At 68.2% G+C, this 17,994-nt stretch carries 18 protein-coding genes, 1 tRNA gene and 1 rRNA gene; 13 read left to right on the top strand and 7 right to left on the bottom strand.

What is annotated here, in order from left to right; genetic code table 11:
• Positions 1 to 32: 32 nt before the first annotated feature.
• Positions 33 to 494 carry a hypothetical protein gene (locus ACYQ0J_RS12620; RefSeq protein WP_460172460.1) on the bottom strand — a complete coding sequence of 154 codons (462 nt, stop codon included), beginning with the start codon at positions 492 to 494 and terminating at the stop codon, positions 33 to 35.
• A 40-nt stretch (positions 495 to 534) separates the two neighbouring features.
• On the opposite strand from ACYQ0J_RS12620, the gene ACYQ0J_RS12615 reads away from it, so the two are divergent.
• Positions 535 to 765, top strand: coding sequence for a hypothetical protein (locus ACYQ0J_RS12615; RefSeq protein ID WP_460172459.1), 231 nt, complete (start codon positions 535 to 537; stop codon positions 763 to 765).
• A 32-nt stretch (positions 766 to 797) separates the two neighbouring features.
• Here the strand turns inward: ACYQ0J_RS12615 and guaB are convergent, their stop codons facing one another.
• Together guaB and ACYQ0J_RS12605 are read right to left on the bottom strand one after the other, a co-directional pair.
• A complete protein-coding gene (gene guaB, locus ACYQ0J_RS12610; protein ID WP_460172458.1) occupies positions 798 to 2,282 on the bottom strand; it encodes an IMP dehydrogenase in 1,485 nt (494 codons plus the stop codon).
• A 65-nt stretch (positions 2,283 to 2,347) separates the two neighbouring features.
• Positions 2,348 to 2,422 (bottom strand) — tRNA-Val (locus ACYQ0J_RS12605).
• Positions 2,423 to 2,511: 89 nt separating this feature from the next.
• On the opposite strand from ACYQ0J_RS12605, the gene ACYQ0J_RS12600 reads away from it, so the two are divergent.
• The 3 genes from ACYQ0J_RS12600 to phoU are packed head-to-tail and all read left to right on the top strand — an operon-like array spanning position 2,512 to position 4,750.
• Positions 2,512 to 3,183 (top strand): response regulator transcription factor, encoded by a 672-nt coding sequence (locus ACYQ0J_RS12600; RefSeq protein WP_460172457.1) that lies wholly within the window; start codon positions 2,512 to 2,514, stop codon positions 3,181 to 3,183.
• The gene (locus tag ACYQ0J_RS12595) at positions 3,180 to 4,073 is read left to right on the top strand and encodes a sensor histidine kinase (RefSeq protein ID WP_460172456.1); all 894 of its coding nucleotides are present in this window, start codon (positions 3,180 to 3,182) and stop codon (positions 4,071 to 4,073) included. Before ACYQ0J_RS12600 ends, ACYQ0J_RS12595 begins: the two co-directional genes overlap by 4 nt.
• Before the next feature lie 14 nt (positions 4,074 to 4,087).
• On the top strand, positions 4,088 to 4,750 hold the full coding sequence (phoU, locus tag ACYQ0J_RS12590) for a phosphate signaling complex protein PhoU (RefSeq protein WP_460172455.1): 663 nt from the start codon (positions 4,088 to 4,090) through the stop codon (positions 4,748 to 4,750).
• 292 nt (positions 4,751 to 5,042) lie between these two features.
• Here the strand turns inward: phoU and prfB are convergent.
• Positions 5,043 to 6,138, bottom strand: a protein-coding gene (prfB, locus tag ACYQ0J_RS12585; protein ID WP_460172454.1) for a peptide chain release factor 2 whose coding sequence is annotated in 2 segments (ribosomal slippage) — positions 5,043 to 6,086 and positions 6,088 to 6,138 — 1,095 coding nt in all. Because the reading frame shifts where the segments join, the coding sequence is not laid out codon by codon here.
• A gap of 92 nt (positions 6,139 to 6,230) precedes the next feature.
• On the opposite strand from prfB, the gene ACYQ0J_RS12580 reads away from it, so the two are divergent.
• Positions 6,231 to 6,674 (top strand): hypothetical protein, encoded by a 444-nt coding sequence (locus ACYQ0J_RS12580; RefSeq protein WP_460172453.1) that lies wholly within the window; start codon positions 6,231 to 6,233, stop codon positions 6,672 to 6,674.
• A gap of 52 nt (positions 6,675 to 6,726) precedes the next feature.
• On the opposite strand, the gene murA is transcribed toward ACYQ0J_RS12580, so the two are convergent.
• Positions 6,727 to 8,019, bottom strand: a complete 1,293-nt coding sequence (gene murA, locus ACYQ0J_RS12575; protein WP_460172452.1) for a UDP-N-acetylglucosamine 1-carboxyvinyltransferase — start codon at positions 8,017 to 8,019, stop codon at positions 6,727 to 6,729.
• A gap of 88 nt (positions 8,020 to 8,107) precedes the next feature.
• Between murA and ACYQ0J_RS12570 the strand changes: the two genes are divergently transcribed.
• The 8 genes from ACYQ0J_RS12570 (at position 8,108) to ACYQ0J_RS12535 (ending at position 16,998) form a co-directional block, all read left to right on the top strand.
• Positions 8,108 to 8,320 (top strand): transcriptional regulator, encoded by a 213-nt coding sequence (locus ACYQ0J_RS12570; RefSeq protein WP_460172451.1) that lies wholly within the window; start codon positions 8,108 to 8,110, stop codon positions 8,318 to 8,320.
• 10 nt (positions 8,321 to 8,330) lie between these two features.
• The gene (locus ACYQ0J_RS12565) at positions 8,331 to 10,148 is read left to right on the top strand and encodes a protein kinase domain-containing protein (RefSeq protein ID WP_460172450.1); all 1,818 of its coding nucleotides are present in this window, start codon (positions 8,331 to 8,333) and stop codon (positions 10,146 to 10,148) included.
• A gap of 4 nt (positions 10,149 to 10,152) precedes the next feature.
• Positions 10,153 to 10,527, top strand: coding sequence for a RidA family protein (locus tag ACYQ0J_RS12560; protein ID WP_460172449.1), 375 nt, complete (start codon positions 10,153 to 10,155; stop codon positions 10,525 to 10,527).
• Between the two features lie 32 nt (positions 10,528 to 10,559).
• Positions 10,560 to 11,510 carry a methylmalonyl Co-A mutase-associated GTPase MeaB gene (meaB, locus tag ACYQ0J_RS12555; RefSeq protein ID WP_460172448.1) on the top strand — a complete coding sequence of 317 codons (951 nt, stop codon included), beginning with the start codon at positions 10,560 to 10,562 and terminating at the stop codon, positions 11,508 to 11,510.
• Between the two features lie 135 nt (positions 11,511 to 11,645).
• On the top strand, positions 11,646 to 12,164 hold the full coding sequence (locus ACYQ0J_RS12550; protein WP_460172447.1) for an OsmC family protein: 519 nt from the start codon (positions 11,646 to 11,648) through the stop codon (positions 12,162 to 12,164).
• Between the two features lie 12 nt (positions 12,165 to 12,176).
• Positions 12,177 to 12,917 (top strand): cupin domain-containing protein, encoded by a 741-nt coding sequence (locus ACYQ0J_RS12545; RefSeq protein WP_460172446.1) that lies wholly within the window; start codon positions 12,177 to 12,179, stop codon positions 12,915 to 12,917.
• Between the two features lie 45 nt (positions 12,918 to 12,962).
• On the top strand, positions 12,963 to 13,334 hold the full coding sequence (locus tag ACYQ0J_RS12540) for a cupin domain-containing protein (protein ID WP_460172445.1): 372 nt from the start codon (positions 12,963 to 12,965) through the stop codon (positions 13,332 to 13,334).
• A 325-nt stretch (positions 13,335 to 13,659) separates the two neighbouring features.
• The gene (locus tag ACYQ0J_RS12535) at positions 13,660 to 16,998 is read left to right on the top strand and encodes an ATP-binding protein (RefSeq protein WP_460172444.1); all 3,339 of its coding nucleotides are present in this window, start codon (positions 13,660 to 13,662) and stop codon (positions 16,996 to 16,998) included.
• A 205-nt stretch (positions 16,999 to 17,203) separates the two neighbouring features.
• Here the strand turns inward: ACYQ0J_RS12535 and ACYQ0J_RS12530 are convergent, their stop codons facing one another.
• Both ACYQ0J_RS12530 and ACYQ0J_RS12525 read right to left on the bottom strand, forming a co-directional pair.
• A complete protein-coding gene (locus tag ACYQ0J_RS12530) occupies positions 17,204 to 17,677 on the bottom strand; it encodes an NUDIX hydrolase (protein ID WP_460172443.1) in 474 nt (157 codons plus the stop codon).
• A 92-nt stretch (positions 17,678 to 17,769) separates the two neighbouring features.
• A 16S ribosomal RNA gene (locus ACYQ0J_RS12525) occupies positions 17,770 to 17,994 on the bottom strand; the annotation flags it as partial.

Here is a 17,994-nt window from a genome sequence, read left to right as displayed (position 1 = left end):
GATAGGGTCAAGGAGCTCGGGAAGAAAGGCACTTAGGGCCCGGGAACCCGGTGGAAGGCGTTGAGGAAAAGGGGCAGGGCCTCCGCCCTCCGCTCCTGGGCCCTCAAGACCTCCTCAAAGGCCACGGGGTCCATGAGGAGGGTGGGCAGGGGGAGAAAGCCCAGGTAGTACTCCCCCGCCTGCCCGGGGTAGCGGAGGCGGGCCCTTTCCTCGGAGAAGAGGAGGGCCTCGAAGGCCAGGGGGGAGTCCAGGTAGGGGGTGCTACCCGCCCGCCGCAGGAAGTCCCACATCCGCAAGGGGTTGGTCCAAAAGCCCAAGCGCAGGCGCTCGTCCAGGCTTTCCAGGAAGGCGAAGCGCCCTTGCCGCACCAAGTCCAGGCGGCGGAGGCGGAGCCTGGCGTACTGGGCCAGGGAAAGGATTTCCCGGGAAAGGCCGAGGGCGATGAGGAGCCTCGAGGCCACCACATAGTCCTGGTACTCCCGGTAGGGGTCCACGGGTACGAGGATGCCACGGGAAGCGGGGTAGGATGGTGCCATGGATCGGAAGGGCTGGGTCATGCGGGCCGTGGAGGCCCTGCGCTTCGCCACCTTCAAGGACATCCAGCGCTACCTGGACGAGGAGGGCGAGGCCTTCTCCAAGAAGGAGCTGGAGGACACCCTGAAGGCCCTGGTGCAGGAGGGGAAGCTGGAGGAAAAGGAAGGCACCTACCGCCTAGCCCGCAAGCGGGGGGGCGGGGAGGCCTTCGCCAAGCTCTTTGAAGACTGAGGGCCCCGGGAACCCGCCGGGCGGCCAAGCCCTCAGCGGGAGTAGTTGGGGGCCTCCTTGATGACCACCACGTCGTGGGGGTGGCTCTCAATGAGCCCGGCCATGGTCATGCGCACGAAGCGGGCCTTCCGGCGGAACTCCTCGATGTCCCGGGCCCCCACGTAGCCCATGGCGCTCCTCAAGCCCCCCACGATCTGGTAGAGGACGTCGGCCACGGGGCCCTTGTAGGGCACCATGCCCTCTATGCCCTCGGGCACCAGCTTCTTGGCCTCGGTCTCCCCGCCCTTGCCGGGGTCTTGGAAGTAGCGGTCGGCGGAGCCCTGCTTCATGGCCCCCAGGGAGCCCATCCCCCGGTAGAGCTTGTACCGGCGCCCGTCCTTGAGCACCTCCTCCCCTGGAGCCTCGTCGGTGCCCGCCAGCATGCTCCCCAGCATCACCGTGTGGGCCCCGGCGGCCAAGGCCTTGGCCACGTCCCCGGTGTACTTCACCCCCCCGTCGGCGATGACGGGCACGTCCAGGTCCTGGACCCCGGCCACCGCCTCCAGGATGGCGGAGATCTGCGGCACCCCCACCCCCGTCACCACCCGGGTGGTGCAGATGGAGCCGGGGCCGATCCCCACCTTCACCGCATCCGCCCCCCGCTCCGCCAGGGCCCTGGCCCCCTCCCGGGTGGCCACGTTCCCGGCGATGACCTCCACCTTCTCGGCGAAGGTCTCCTTCAGGTAGGTGAGGGCCTCCAGAATTCCCTTGGAGTGGCCGTGGGCCGAGTCCAGGACCAAGACGTCCACCCCGGCCTCCGCCAGGGCCTGGGCCCTTTCGGGGAGATCCTTGCTCGCCCCCACCGCCGCCCCCACCAGGAGGCGCCCCAGGGAGTCCTTGGCCGCGTTGGGGTACTGCTTGCGCTTGACGATGTCCTTCAGGGTGAGAAGCCCCCGGAGCCTTCCCGATTCGTCCACCAGGGGGAGCTTCTCCACCTTGTGGCGGCGCAGGATCTCCTCGGCCTCCTCGAGGGTGGTGCCCGGGGGAGCGGTGATCAGGCGGGCGAAGGGGGTCATGACCTCGGTGACGGGGCGCTTGAGGTCCCGCTCAAAGCGCAGGTCGCGGTTCGTCACCAGGCCCAGCAGCCGCCCGTAGAGGTCCACCACGGGCAGGCCCCCGATGCGGTACTCCCGCATGAGCCGCTCCGCGTCCTCCAGGGTAGCCGTGGGGGGCAAGGTCACGGGGTCTTGGATCATCCCCGCCTCGGAGCGCTTCACCTTGCGCACCATGGCCGCCTGGGCCTCTATGGAAAGGTTCTTGTGGATGACCCCAAGGCCCCCCTCCCGGGCCATGGCGATGGCCATATCCGCCTCGGTGACCGTGTCCATGGCCGCGGAGAGGATGGGGATGTTCAGGGTGAGGCGCTTGGTGAGCCGGGTCTTGACGGAAACCTCCTTGGGCAGGACCTCGGAGTAGCCGGGTAGCAGGAGGACGTCGTCAAAGGTGAGGCCTTCGTAGAGGATCTTCCCCTCGTACATGTTCCCCAGGGTATACGGTCCAGGGGGGAAAAGGAAACCCCCACCCCTAGGGGTGGGGGCCTTTCTGGTGGGCGGCGTAGGACTTGAACCTACGACCTCTCGCGTGTGAGGCGAGCGCTCTTCCGCTGAGCTAGCCGCCCCCGGCCTTTTGAAGGGTAGCACGCCCGGAGGAAGCCTGTCAAGCAAAGGCTTGACCGTTCTCTGACAGGCCCCAGGCTAGACTGAAGGCGTGGCCACGGTGCTCCTGGTGGAAGACGAACCCGCGGTGCGGCTCGGGGTGCGGCTGGCCCTGGAGCGGGCCGGGCACCGGGTCCTCGAGGCCCCCACGGCCGAGGAGGCCTGGCCCCTCCTCCAGGAGGCCGAGGTGGTCCTCCTGGACTGGATGCTCCCCGGCGAGCCCGGGACAAGTTTTCTGGAGCGCTTACGCCAAGGCCCCTACGCCGAGCTTCCCGTCCTCATGCTCACCGCCAGGGCCGAGGTCCGCGACCGGGTGGAGGGCCTGGCCCGGGGAGCCGACGACTACCTGGTGAAGCCCTTCGCCACCGAGGAACTCCTGGCCCGCCTCGAGGCCCTCCTGCGCCGGGCGGGCAAGCGCAAGGTGCTGAAAAGGGGCCCCCTCCTCCTGGACCTGGAGCGCATGGAGGCCGTCCTGGAGGGCAAGCCCCTCCCCTTAACCCGGCGGGAGTTTGAACTCCTGGCCTTCCTGGCGGCCCGCCCGGGGCGGGTCTACACCCGGGAGGAACTCCTGGAGGCCGTCTGGGGCCAGGACTACCTGGGCACCCCCAGGACCGTGGACCAGCACGTACTGCAACTCAGGGAGAAACTTGGGGAGGACCCCAAGGCCCCCCGCTTCCTGGAAACCGTACGGGGCCTGGGGTACCGCTTCAAGGGGGAGGGGTGAAGGAGGTTTTGGCCGAAGCCTGGGAGGAGGCCCTGGAGGGCTTGGTGTGCCACCAGGATAGGCGGGTGGTCTACCTGAACCCCAAGGCGGCGGAGCTTTTGGAGGTGAGCCGGGAAAAGGTGGTGGGCCGCCCCCTGCTTCTGGCCCTCAGGGACCACCGCCTCGAGGCCCTGGCCCTCCACGGGGGGGAGCGCACCCTGGAGGTGCGGGGCCGCCTCCTCCGGGCCCGGGCCCTCCCCGGAAGGCTCTACCTGTGGGACGAGACGGAAACCCACCGGCGCCTCGAGGCCCTGGAGGAGGCCACCCAGGTCCTGGCCCACGAGTTCCGCACCCCCCTTGCCGGCATGGCCCCCCTCCTCGAGGCCCTCACCCCCAGGACGCCGCAGGAAAAGGAGGTCCTGGACCTCCTCAAGGGGGAGGTGGCCCGCCTGGCCCGCCTGGTGAAGGACCTCTCCCTCACCCAGCCGGGCCCCCGGCGCACCCTGGCCCTGGAAGATCTCTGGCCTCGCCTGGAGCGCCTCCTCCAGGAAAGGCTCCAGGGCCGAAAGGTGGAGGTCCACCTCCCCCACACCCTCCACACCGACCCCGAGGCCCTCTTCCAAATCCTCCTCAACCTCCTGGACAACGCTCTCAAGTACGGTCACGACCCCATCCGCCTCCTCTCCCGGACGGAGGCCAACCGGCTCCACCTGGAGGTGCGGGACCGGGGGCCAGAACTCCCCGACTACCAGGCCCTCTTCCTCCCCCGACACCGGGGATTCCAAGGGGGAACCGGGCAGGGCCTGGGCCTCTACCTGGTGCGCCGCCTGGCCCGGGGCCTGGGGGGGGAGGCCTACGCCCGGCGGGAGGCGCCGGAGAACGTTTTCGGCGTCCACTTTCCCCTAGACTGAACGAGGAGGCGTTTATGCGCGAAGCCCTGGACCGAGCCCTAAACCACCTGGTGGAAGAAAGCCTGCGCATGCTCTCCCTGGTGCGGGAGATGACCCAGGAGGCCACGGAGGCCCTGGTGGGCAGCAACGGCGCCAAGGCCGAAGGGGTTATCGCCAAGGACAAGGAGGTGGACGCCCTGGAGCTCAAGGTGGAGAACGAGGCCATCGCCCTCATCGCCCGCCACCAGCCCGTGGCCTCCGACCTCCGCCTCATCTTCACCGTCATCAAGGCCCTCACCGACCTGGAGCGCGCGGGGGACTACGCCATGCACGTGGCCGAGGACGCCCTCCTCCTGGCCAAGGAACCCCCCTTGAAGCGCTACGTGACCCTGCCGGAGATGGGCCGCAGGCTTCTGGAAATGATGGACACCCTGGCCAAGGCCGTTGCGGAGCGGGACGCCGCCTTGGCCCGCAAGGTCCTGGAGATGGACGACCAGGTGGACGGCCTCTACGAGGAGGTCACCCGGGAGCTCATCACCTACATGATGGAAGACCCAAGGACCATCACCAAGGCCCTCACCCTCATGCGGGTGGCCCGGAGCTACGAAAGGCTTGGGGACCACCTGGAGAACGTGGCCGAACGGGTCATCTACTGGCTCACCGGGGAAACCTATAAGGCCCCGGAGGACGTCTACTGATGGGGCGCCCCAGGCCCACCCAAGAGGGAAAGACAGCCCAGGGGGAGGACGCCGTTCTGGCGGAAGTAGAGGCATGGCCCGAGCCAGACCGCTCCCTTTTCCTAGGGCTCCACGCTTTGGTCCGGGCTGAGGCTTCGGAGCTTACGCTAAGGCAGGGGGTCCTCTGGCCCGTGGCCTTTGCCCTCACCCAGCTCACCCTTGAGGAAGGGACAAGGATACGGGCCCTTGTGCGCCGCGCCTTGGACGGGCCCAGCGCGGCCTGAACAAACCAGACCCGGGAGGGCCTCACGGCCTACTCCGCCTCCGCCTCCACCGCCTGGCGGCGGCCCGCCTTCCATTCCAGCCCAGCCCAGATGAGGTCCAGCAGGTCCCCGTCCAAAACGTTCTGGGGGTCAAAGCGCATGAGGCCCGTGCGGTGGTCCTTTACGTACTGCTTGTCCAGGACGTAGCTACGGATCTGGCTTCCCCACTCGATGGGCCGCACCTCCCCCCGGAGCTTCTGCAGCTCCTCCTGCTTCTTCTTCCACTCCAGCTCAAAGAGCCTGGAGCGGAGCACCTTCATGGCCAGTTCCTTGTTCTTGATCTGGCTCCGGGTGGTCTGGCAGGTGACGGTGATGCCCGTGGGCAAGTGGACGATGCGCACCGCCGAGTCGGTGGTGTTCACCCCCTGCCCCCCGTGCCCCTGGGAGCGGAACACGTCAACGCGCAGATCCTCGGGGCGGATGACCACCTCCACGGTGTCGTCCACCTCGGGCATCACCTCCACCCCGGCGAAGGAGGTGTGGCGCCTGCCGGAGGCATCAAAGGGGGAGGGGCGCACCAGGCGGTGGACCCCCGCCTCGGGGGAGAGGAGGCCGTAGGCGTTCTCCCCCCGAACGAGGATCTGGGCGTAGTCAATGCCGGCTTCCGCACCGGGGGTGATGTCCACCACCTCCACCTGGAAGCCCTGGCGCTCGGCGAAGCGGGTGTACATGCGGAGGAGCATCTCCGCCCAGTCGCAGGCCTCCGTGCCCCCAGCCCCGGGCTGAATGGTGAGGATAGCGTTCTTCTCCGCGTGGGGGAAGGAAAGGAGGGTCTCGTGGTAGAGTTCCTCCAGCTTCCGGGCGGCCTCCTCCAGCTCGGGGCGAAGGGCCTCCCGCGCCTCGGCAGGAAACTCCTGCCAGAGCTCCAAAAGGCCCTGGAGGTCGCCCTCCAAGGAGCGGAAGGTGGTCACGGTGCGCCGGAGGCGGGTGGCCTCCTGGCTCACCCTCTTGGCCTCCTCCGGGTTCTGCCAGAGGGCGGGGTTTTCCAGGCGCTTGTCCAGTTCCTCTAAACGGGCTTCCTTACCGGGGATGTCAAAGATACCCCCGGAGGCTTTCCAATCGCTTCACGAGCAGGTCCAGGTCCATACCGCTTTTAGTGTACCCCACCCGCCAAGGGAAAAGCAAGCGAACTTGATATCAATACGCTCATCTTTTATGATTGTATATGGGAGGTGGCTATGGATCCCAAGGAACTGGCCCAGAACCTGCGGGCGGCTCACCCCCAGGGCCTTCCCGGGAAACGGGAAGACCTGGTGACCCTTTTGCAGAAGCAGGGCTACGATCCCCCCGAGGCCGTGCGCCTCGCCCAGGCCTTGGAGGCCCAGGGCTACGCCCACTTCCTCCCCGGGGAGAAGGGCCTTTGGTACTTCACGGCCAGGCCTTTGGACCTCAGGGCCCTGATGCGGGCCCTGGACCAGGAGTACCGGGAGTTCGTGGGCGAAGGGGACGAGGAGGAGGAGGCCCTGGCCTTCCTCGCCGCCCGCTTGGGAGGAGACCGGGAGGCGGCCCAAGAAGTGCTGGAGGCTTTGCAGCTTGCGGGGTACGTGGAAAGCCTCTATAGCCCCGAGCTTGCCCGGAACCGCCTCTACTTCCGCTTCCCCGAGGCCTTGCGCCCCTTCTAACGCCGCCCCATGCTGGCCCAAGCCAGCATGGGGGCTTCGGCCAATGGGGTACTCAGTCGGCGGCGGCCAGCTGGACCTCCTCCACGCCCACCCTAGCCCCCAGCAGGGCGAGGCGCTCTTCCAGGTGCTCGTACCCCCGCTCCAGGAAGTAGACGCCCTCAATCTCCGTAACCCCCTCGGCGCTCAGGGCGGCCACCACCAAGGCCCCCCCGGCGCGGATGTCCAGGGCCTTCACCTGGGCCCCGCGGAGGGGCTTGCCGTGGATGAGGAGGGTGCGGTCCCGCAGGTAGAGTTCGGCCCCCATGCGGGCCAGTTCCCCCACGTGGGTAAAGCGGTCGGGGTAGACCCGGTCGCTGACGGCGCTCTGCCCCGGCACCGTGGCCAGGTAGGCGCTGACGATGGGCTGCAGGTCCGTGGGAAACCCCGGGTACTCCCGGGCCTCCACCTGGACGGGCTCGGGACGCGGGGTTGCGGTGAAGCGCACCCAGTCCTCGCCCACCTCGAGGCGGTGCCCCGACTGCCGCAACTTGTCCAAGAGGGCGTCCAAGTGGTCCGGGCGCACCTCCCGGAGGGTGATGGCCCCCCGGGTGGCCGCCGCCGCCAGGAGGTACGTGCCCGCCTCTATGCGGTCGGGGATGATGCGGTAGGTGCCCCCGCCCAGCCGCTTGGCCCCCCGCACGTGCAGAACAGCGCCGCCCAGACCCCGGACCTCTACCCCCAGCATCTGCAGGAAGCGGCCCAGGTCCTCCACCTCGGGCTCCATGGCCGCCTGGACCAAGGTGGCCTCCCCCCCCAGGGCCACGGCCAGCATGGCCTGTTCCGTTCCCCCCACCGTGGGCAGGTCAAAGACCACCCGGCCCGCCAAGGGGCGCGTCCTCCTCGCGTAGAAGGTGCCCTCCTCCTCCACCACCTCGGCCCCCAGGGCCCTCAGGGCCTTCACGTGCTGGTCCACGGGCCGGGCCCCAAAGGCACACCCCCCGGGCAAGGAGATCCGCCCCTCCCCCACCCGGGCGAGGAGGGCTCCCCAGACGATGAAGCTGGCCCGCATCTGCCCCACCAGCTCGTAGGGGGCGTGGGTGCTCTTGATCTCGGGGGTGTGGAGGTGCAAGGCCCGGCCCTCCCAGGCGTAGAGGGTGCCCAGGTGGGCGAGGAGTTCCAGCATCACCTCCACGTCCCTAAGCCTCGGCACCTCCAGGAGGGTGATGGGCTCAGGGGTGAGGAGGCTTGCCGCCAGGATGGGCAAGGCGGCGTTCTTGGCCGGGTAGACCCGGAGTTCCCCGGACAAGGGGAAGCCCCCTTCAATCCGCAGGATCCTCCTCCCCTTCCCCGAGTCCGTGAGCATCATACACACCTTACTCAAGGTGAGGATATCCAGTAGAATTCACATTGTCAAGGCGATGCGCCCTCTGCTACACTACCTGCCAAGGAGCGGTATGCCCAAGAAGGAAAAAAAGCGGCTACAGGTGGTCATCTCCGAGGAACAGGACGCCCTCCTCACCCGGGCGGCCTACGCCCTCTCCAGCCCCGAGCGGCTGGTGTCCAAGTCGGAGGTGGTGCGCCTGGCCATCGCCAAGATCGTGCGCGAGCTGGAGACGGGCAAGGAGGAGTTGGCCGAACTCCTGAAGCAGCTGGAGCCGGAAGCCTGAGCGGCTTAGAATGGCCGGCGTGGTCCTGGCCGGGCGGTACCGCCTCGAGGCCCTCCTGGGCTCAGGGGGCACGGCGGAGGTGTGGCGGGCGGTGGACGAGCGCCTGGGGCGCAAGGTGGCGGTGAAGCTCCTCCACCCCCGGGCCTTACCCCCCGAGAGGGAGCGGTTCTTCCTGGAGGTGCGGGCCCTCTCCCGCCTCTCCCACCCGGGCATCGTTCAGGTGCTGGACCTGGGGGAGGAGGAGGGGCGGCCCTACTTCGTCATGGAGCTGGTGGAGGGAGGGACCTTTGACCGCCTGGGCCCCTACGAGGAGGGCCCCGAGGGGGAGCGCATCCTGGAGGCCGCCATCCAGGTGATGGAGGCCTTGGCCCACCTGCACGCCCAGGGCATCCTCCACCGGGACCTCACCCCCAAGAACATCCTCCTCACCAAGGAGGGATACCCCAAGGTGATGGACTTCGGCCTGGCCTACCTCCTGCAGGAGAGCCGCCACCTCACCCGCACGGGCTACACCCTAGGCACCCCCACCTACATGGCCCCGGAGCAGGCCAAGGGCCTCCCCTTGACCCCCAAGGCCGACCTCTACAGCCTGGGGGCGGTCCTCTACCGCACCCTCACCGGCAGACCCCCCTTCGAGGGGGAAAACGACCAGGCGGTCCTCTTCCAGCACGTCTACGAACCCCCCAAGCCCCCCGAGGCCCTGAACCCCGCCGTCCCCAAAAGCGTAGGGGAAGCCGTGATGGGGCTTTTGGCCAAGCACCCCGAGGAACGGCCCTCCCATCCAGGCCTCTTCAAGGCCACCCTAGAGGAGGTTCGGACCCTGCGCCTGGCCACCCCCAGGGCGGGGAACAGCCGCAGCGGCCACTACCCCCTGGCCCCGGATCCCAGGCGGCTCGCCCTGAAGGGGCGGCTGGACCTCGAGGGGGAGGCGGCCTGGCCCGGGGAGATGGTCTACGCGGGGGGGCGGGTCTACCTGGGGGTGGGGCGGAGCCTGGTGGAGGTGGACCTCCTCTCGGGGGAGGTGCGCCGGGAAAGCCTCCCCGACGAGGTGACGGCCCCCCCGGTGGCGCGGGGCGGGGTGTACGTGGGAAGCTGGGACGGCAAGGTGCGCCGCTTCCGGGGCCGCTTCTTGGAGTGGAGCGCCGAGACCGGGGCCGAGATCACCGCGAGCCCCCTGGTGCTGGGCCACCGGGTCTACGTGGCCAGCCGGAACGGGGTCCTCTACGCCTTCGCGGGGGATAGGCCCCTCTTCCAGTTCCGCGCCGGGGGGCACCTCTCCGCCAGCCCCACCTTTTACCGGGGCCTCCTCTTCCTGGGCTCGGAGGACGGCTGGCTTTACGCCCTGGACCCGGATTCGGGCGCCCTGCGCTACAAGGTCAAGACAGGCCCCGTGCACGCCCCCGTGGCCGCCTACCGGGGGGTGCTCTTCATCCCCACCTGGGAGGGGGAGGTCTACGCCTTTGACCCCCTTGGCCGGGACACCCTCTGGAACACCGCCCTGGAGGGGGAGGTCTGGGGAGGGCTGGCCCTGGACGAGGAGCGGGTCTACGTGGCGGGCTGGGACGGGGTCCTGCGGGCCCTGGACCAGGCCACGGGGGAGGAGGTTTGGAGCCTCGAGGTGGGGAAGGTGACCGCGGGGCTCTCCTACGCGGCGGGGCACGTGTACGTGGCCACGGAGGAAGGCCGCTTCCTGGCCGTGGACCGGCGGGGCCAGGTGGTTTTTGAGGCCACGGGCCTGGGGGCGGTGCAGGTACCCCCCTTGCCCCTGCCGGGGGAGGTTCTGGTGGTGAACCTCTCGGGGAAGCTCTTCCGCTTTGGCGTAGGATGAGGCCATGGAAGCCATCCACACGGAAAAGGCCCCCAAGGCCGTGGGCCCCTACGCCCAGGCGGTGCGGGCGGGGGGGTTGGTCTTCGTCTCCGGGCAGATCCCCCTGCGCCCCGACGGCACCCTGGTGGAAGGGGATATCCGCGCCCAGACGGAGCAGGTGATGGAAAATCTAAAGGCCGTCCTCGAGGCCGCGGGCTCCGGCCTCCACCGCGTGGTGCAGACCACCTGCTTTCTCGCGGACATGGGGGACTTCTCCGCCTTCAACGAGGTGTATGCCCGCTACTTCCACCCCCCCTACCCCGCCCGGGCCACGGTGGCGGTGAAGGCCCTGCCCCGGGGCGTGGGGGTGGAGGTGGCCTGCATCGCCCTGGCGGATTAAGGCAGGGGGGCGAAAAAGCGTAGAATACCCCCATGGCCGAGGTGGCGGAAAGCACCCTCAAGGACCTGGAGGCCCGCTTTTGGGAAGGGGATGTTCGGGCCCTGGCCCGCGCCTTAACCCTGGTGGAGTCGGGCCACCCCCTGGGCCAGGCGCTCTTGCAGCGGGTGAGAGGCCGCGGCCAAGCCAAGGTGGTGGGCGTCACGGGAAGCCCGGGGGCGGGCAAAAGCACCCTCACCGACCGCCTGATCCTGGAGGCGAGGAGGCGGGGGGAGCGGGTGGGGGTTTTGGCCGTGGACCCCTCGAGCCCCTTCACGGGCGGGGCCATCCTGGGGGACCGCATCCGCATGATGCGCCACCACCAGGACCCCGGGGTCTACATCCGCTCCCTGGCCTCCAGGGGGGCTCTGGGAGGGCTCGCCGGGGCCACGGTGGCCGCCTTAAGCCTTCTGGAAGCCTTCGGCTTCCACCGCATCTTCGTGGAGACCGTGGGGGTGGGCCAAAGCGAGGTGGACATCGCCCGGGTGGCGGACACCACCCTCCTCGTCCTCACCCCGGCTGCGGGGGATGCCGTCCAGGCCTTCAAGGCCGGGGTCATGGAGATCGCCGACCTCTTCGCCGTCAACAAGTTTGACCTCCCGGGCGGGGAGAGGATCGTCCAGGAGCTGAAGAGCGCCCTGGAGCTCTCCCCTCCTCGCCCGGGGGGCTGGCGCCCCCCCATCTACCCCACGGTGGCGGCCACGGGGGAAGGGGTGGAGGCGCTTTTTGCGGGCCTCGAGGCCCACCACGAACATCTCCTGAAGCACGGCCTCCTGGAGGCCCACCGCCTGGAACGGGCCAGGTTTGAGGTGGAAAGCGTCATCCAGGAATGGGGGCGCAGGCGAACCCAGGCCGCCGGCGACCTGGTGGCCCGGGTAGCCCGGGGCGAGCTTTCCCCGGAGGAGGCCGCCCTCTCCCTCCTGACCCGGGAGCCCTTCTCCCCCTAGACCCCAAGCCCTGGGAAGATCGCGGGAAGGCCCCGGGAAGGATGTCTTTTGCACACTACACCCGGTGGGGTAGAAAGGCTGGCCCCACCGGAGGAGGAGAACATGCAGATGCTCAACGGGGTAGATGTAGACCAAATGGTGGCCACCGTTCAGGCCATCCAGGCCGACCCTGACCTGGCCCGTTTCCGCTTCCGTGCCCACACCGACTGGGTCTCCGGGGGCCACGCCAAGACCCGCATCCAGGGCTTCTACGGCGCGGCGCAGGAGGACATCTCGAGGACCACCCCTTTCACCCTCGAGGGCGATGAGCCCCCCGTGCTGCTGGGGACCAACAAGGGCCCCAACGCGGTGGAGGCGGTGCTGCACGCCCTGGCCTCCTGCCTGGCGGTGGGCTTCATCTACAACGCCGCCGCGCAGGGAATCCGGGTGGAGGCCTTGGAGTTCGACCTGGAAGGCGATGTGGATCTGCGGGGCTTCTTGGGACTCTCCGACAAGGTTCGCCCCGGCTACGAGGGCATAACGGTGCGCTACCGGTGCAAGGCCGATGCCCCCAGGGAGAAGCTCGTTGAGCTGTGCGACTACGTGCAGAAGACCTCGCCGGTGCTGGACATCATCCGCAACCCGGTGCCGGTGAAGGTGATCCTCGAGGGCTAAAGGAGGGGTTCTATGGTAGGAAAACTCAGCAAGGCGCTCTGGGGCGGGCTCTTCGGCCTAGTCCTGGTCCTGGCCCAGGCGCAGCAGCTCCCGCCGGGGCCCAAGGCGCTGGCCTCCCACACCTTCGCCGACGCCCACCGCTTTGACCTGGTGCAGTTCTTCCTGGACTTCGCGCCCGGGGCCTGGACCCCCCTGCACACCCACGGGGGCGTGGGCTATATCAGCGTGCTGGAGGGCACCATGACCGTGAGGGAGCAGGGCAAGGCCACCACCTACAGGGCCGGGGAGACCTGGACCGAGCACCCTGGCACCGCCGCCGAGGTGGGCAACGCCACCCAGGCCAAGGCCCGGCTCTTCGTCTCCTTCCTGCTCCCCAAAGGCGCCGCCCTCACCCTGGTGGTGCCCACCGCCACCGCCGGACAAACCCTTCCGCCTGGGCCGACCGCGCTCTACCAGAGCCGCTTTGAGAACGTAAAGCTCCCCGCCGAGTTCGATGTGATCCAGGTGGTGCTGGAGTTCGCCCCTGGGGCCTGGACCCCCGAGCACACCCACGGCGGCGTGGGCTACGCCACGGTGGTGGAGGGCAGCATGGTGGTGCGGGAGAAGGGGGGCGAGAAGGCCTACAAACCCGGAGAGAGTTGGGCGGAGTTCCCTGGCGAGTACGCCGTGGTGGGCAACCCCGGTTCCAGCAGGGCGGTAATCGCGGTGACCTTCCTGCTGCCCAAGGGCGCTGTACTCACCATCACCCGCTAGCCGCCCCCACGGGGGGTTGCTTGGGTAAAACCTGGGAGGAGGCCCATGCCATACCAAGCGGAAAAGATTACCGGCAAGAGCTTCGATACCCCAGACGAAACGCGGCGGCCATTTGAGAAGGGCAAGATCGAGGTGGTCAGGGTCGGGGGGCTGACCTTCTACCGCTTAACCCTCGAGCCCGGCTGGCAATGGTCCAAGCACGTCAAGCCGATCGTTGGGGGAGAAAGCTGCCAGCGCTTCCACGTGAAGATCTTTCTCGCCGGGCGTCAGCGGGTCCGCATGGATGACGGCACCGAGATGGAATTCGGTCCCGGAGATGTGGCGATCATCCAGCCTGGACACGATGCTTGGGTTGTCGGCGAGGAAGCAAACGTCTTGATCGAGCTCGCAGATGCCGTCCTGCGACCCGAGGAATAGGTGTTCGTTACGTAACCCGGTCGCCTGAGGCCCTACGCACGCGATAGGGCCTCAGTTGCGCGATCTTCCCGCGGCAAGTAGGTTATCCCCTTGCCGCTTCTACTCCAGGCAGTTCCGGTTATCGGCCCCCATGAACAGGTAGGCGGAAAACCGAAAGCCATGGAAAGGCACTCGCCAGGGCCGGCCCCGCGTAGCCTAGGGGTTGCTCTGAGGGCCACTCAGCCTCCTTTGTGACCTACACCCGGGCGGAGGGGAATGCAGGGGCTAGCCTAAGAGGAAGGTCAGGCTCATGACCCCGTCGCCAGTGGCGATAGAGTTGCAGCTGTTGGGGGGGTTTGCGGTCCGGGTCGGGGGGCTCCAGCTGGCCGAAGGGGCCTTTGAGCGGCGCAAGGCCCGCAGCCTCATGAAGCTCTTGGCCCTGCAGAAGGACCACCGCATGCCACGAGACCAGGCCTTGGAGATCCTCTGGCCCGACCTGTCCCCACCTGCCGCCCTCAGCCAGCTCTACAAAGCCGTACACCAAGTCCGGGCCGCTTTAGCCTCGGTGAACCCCGGCCTTCCCCCCGAGGAACTTCTGGCATTCCGAGACGAAGTCCTGGTCCTGCAAGCCCCAGGTGGGGTGAGCACCGACCTCGAGGCCTTCGTAACCCAGGCCAAGGAAGCGTTGGCCCTGGGACGGATTGACCTGGTGGAACAAGCCGTCGCCGCTTACAGCGAGTTGCTCCCCACAGACCGCTACGAGGATTGGACCCAGGAACGCCGGGAAGCCCTGCAAGAACTCCAGATCTCCCTGCTCCTAGCCCTGGGGCAAGGGCGTCTGGCCCAGGGCCAAGCCCAAGAAGCCACCGAGGCTTTCCGCGCAGCGCTGGAACTGGACCCCGCCCAGGAGGAGGCCCACCGAGGGTTAATGCAGGCATATGCGCTCCAAGGTAGCCGAACCGGGCTAGAACGCCAGTACCGCCGATGCCGACAGGCCCTTGGCGAGGAATTGGGCGCGGAGCCTTCCCGGGAAACTGAGGCCCTGTACAGGCGGCTCTTAGCAGTCCCTCCAGCCCCTCCCCCCCAGGAGTTTCCAGCCCCCCTCTGGCCGCTCCAACCCTTGGTGGGAAGAGAAGGCGAGCTGGCCCAAGTGAAACAAGCCCTGGGCCAGCTCTCCCTAGGGCGGGGGACCGTGGTAGGCCTCGAAGGACCCCCTGGCATAGGCAAGACGCGGCTGGGCCAGGAGGTCCTCAAGTTGGCCCGCCAGAAGGGTTACCAGGCTTTTCTGGCCAACGCATACGCTGCCGAAAGCCAACTTCCTTACGGTCCCTTCGTGGAGATTTTACGGCAGATGGTGCGCCTATATCCCCAGGACGCAGAGCTTCTTCCCGCCGAGCTGCGTGCTCACATTCCTGAGCTACCACCCGACACCGCCCCCATCTTATCCAGCGACCCCCTAGCCGCCCAGGGGATGCTTTTCGCCGCCATCTGGCGCTTCCTGGCCCAGCGGGCGGTGCACAGCCCGATGGTGTTGGCCTTTGACGATCTGCACGACGCCGATGAGGGTACCCTGCGCCTGTTTCACTACCTAGCCCGGCAGACCGCCAACTGCCCCGTGCTGCTGCTGGGCATCTGGCGCAGCGAGCCCGAGCCGCCCCACGCCCTGCTCGAACTCGTCCAAAGCCTCGAACGCCACGGCCTGGTGCACCTGTGCCTGACCCCCCTAGCCGAGGGCGAACACCGCGAGCTCCTGGCCCACCGGCTCGGCGCAAACGTGGCTCCCGCCCTGGCACAGGAGGTCTACCGGCTTTCAGAAGGCAACCCGTTGTTCGCCCTTGAAATCGTTCACCAGCTCGAGCAAGGGGGCCAGTTGAGCCGCACCGGGGGGGACTGGGAGCTGGCCATTCCGGGGCCACTACCCCTACCCCCCTCGCTGACCACGCTGCTCTCCGGGCGGCTCCTGCGCCTAAGCCCTCCGACCTTGCATTTACTCCAACTAGCTGCGGTGGTAGGCCGAGAGGTCACATGCGCCGTGCTTGAGGCGGCGGTAGGGTCGGGGCTGGCCGACCTCCTGGACGAAGCGCTGGCCGCCAAGTTGTTCCTCGAGCAGGGCTCAATCTATCGCTTCCGGCACCCCCTCTACCGCGAGGCCCTTTACCAAGGGCTCTCGTTGGCCCGCCGGGCGGCGTTGCACGGGGAGGTGGCACGGGCGCTCGAGGCCGCCTACCGCGCTGACCTTGCGCCCCACACCGAGGCCCTGGCCCACCACTACCGCCAGGCTGGCCAGGCCGAGCAGGCGCTGGCGTACCTCTTTAAAGCGGGCGAGCGGGCTGCTGCGGTCTACGATCACCCCGCTGCCATCGAGCGCTACCGCGAAGCGCTGCAGCTGGGGCCCACCGGCCAAGTACAGGCGCAGGCGTGGGAGCGGATTGGCGACGCGCACCGGGCTACTGGCGACGTGAAGCAGGCCCTGGCCGCCTACCGCGAAGCCCTCGTGGGCGCACCGGCCCCAGCCGCGCTCTACCGCAAGTTGGCCCTCACCGCTATCCTTGCCACCGACATGGACGGCGCCGCCGGCTACCTGGGGCAGGCCCAGGCCCGCACCGGCCCCGACCCGCTGGAGCGCGCCCGGCTCCTGCTGGTGCAGGCCCTCTACCACTGGCACGGGCACGAACTCGAGCAGGCTGCCGCCGAAGCCCACGAGGCTTTGCATCTCGCCGAGGCCCAGGGCTCCATGGTGGAGGTCCAGCAGGCCTACGAGCTACTCGCCCTCTCTTACCTGCCCCTTGGCCGCTGGGAGGAAGGCTTGCGCTACGAGCTCAAGCGCGGGCTGGCTGGCTGGTCGCCTGACGTGGCCTTGGCCACCGATGCCCACCTGTGCTTGTGGGAGTACCACCTCTATGGCGAAGACCCCTATCAGCAAGCCCAACGCTTCATCGGCCAGGTGCAGGAGCAAGCCCAAGCCATGGGCAACCTGCGCTGCCTGGCGGTATGCCACTACGCACTGGGGAGCATGGAGTTTCTGCGCACCAACCTCCAGGAGGCTACGCGACACCTGGAGCACGCCCTCGAGCTTCACCACAAGATCGGTTCCCCGGCTGGAGAAGCCTACACCTTGGCCCGCAAAGCCCTATTGCACACCGCACGGGGGGAGTTGGAAGCCGGCTGGCATGCGGTGGAGCGGGGTCTCGAGGCCGCCCGAGAAGCCGCTGTGCGCGACCATTGCCTAATGCGCCTTTATGCCGCCGGGTTGTGGAACCGGCTGGAAGCCCGGGACCGCCCGCGGGCCGCGCGCCTGGCCCAAGCGGGCCTAGGCCTGGAGGCCGAGGGCGCCCTCTGCCCGGTCTGCAGCGTGCAGTTTTACCCCGCCCTGGCTGCCTTCCTGCTCGAGAAGGGCGAGCACGAGAACGCCATGGCCTACGCACAGAAGGCTCAAAAGCTCGCCGAAGCCTTCGGGAACCAACCCGGTCTGGCCCAGGCGAGGTGGGTGGAGGGCCGGGTATGGGCTGCCCGAGGTGAGCTTGCAGAAGCGCATTCTGCTTACGCTCAAGCCGAGGTCGTCTTTCAGTCGCTGGGGCACGCTTATGACCTGGCGCTGGTGCTCTTGAGTCAATCCGAGCTCCCCGGGAGGCAGGCCTGCCGCCAGAAAGCTCAGCGCCTGCTGGCCGCCCTGCGGCCGGGATGAATAAATGGGCTCAGCGAGCAACCCGAGATCCGAGGCGACATCCAACCCAATATCCCGAAAGATACAGCCCTGAACCCTGTCGCCAGGATTGAGCTGGAACCGCTCGCGGTTAGCTTCGCTCCGGGCGTTGACGCTTTGGCCCCCGCCCTCCTAGCAAGCCCTGCGGGGAGGTCGACCCCGGCGATGCTCTACCGGGCGTGTGGGCTCAGGGTGATGCCGACCCCATCCGAGGCGGCCGCCAGCGGGCCAGGGCCTTCAGGAGCATCTCCCGCTCGTTGGCATAGGAAAGGCGCTCCAAGGCCTCGGGAGCAGGGAGGAAGAAAGCGGCCTCCACCTCGGAGAGCTGGGGTTTGGGCTCACCCCCGCGGTAGGCCATGAGGAAGTAGTGCACTTCCTTGCTCACGGTCACGGGCCCGTCCTCGTCCCGCACCGTGAAGTAGTAGCGCACCTTGCCCAAAGGGGAGAGCACCGCCGCCTCCACCCCGGTTTCCTCCCGCACCTCCCGCACCGCGGTCTCGGGGTAGCGCTCCCCGGGCTCCACCTGGCCCTTGGGCAGGGTGACCACCCGCCCCCCCTTCAGGGAAACCACCAGCACCTCAGGGGCCTCCCCGCGCAAGACCACACCCCCCGCGGAGACCACCCGTTTCCTCGCCACACGAACCTGCCGCTTCCTCCGCACCTGGCCCGGTTCACCCCCCGGCAACAAAAAAGGGCGCCCGAAGGCGCCCCCAAGGACCTGAAAAGGGGAGAGCAGGGCTTTCAGCTCCTTAGAAAGGAGGTGATCCAGCCGCACCTTCCGGTACAGCTACCTTGTTACGACTTCGCCCCAGTCACGAGCCCTACCCTCGGCGCCTGCCCAAAGGCTCCCGGCGACTTCGGGTAGAACCCGCTCCCATGGCGTGACGGGCGGTGTGTACAAGGCCCGGGAACGTATTCACCGCGGCATGGCTGATCCGCGATTACTAGCGATTCCGGCTTCATGGGGTCGGGTTGCAG

It is taken from the genome of Thermus sp. FJN-A, assembly GCF_054655095.1.
Note: the sequence above shows the minus strand (reverse complement) of the source record. Positions and strands in the feature narration are given on the sequence as shown.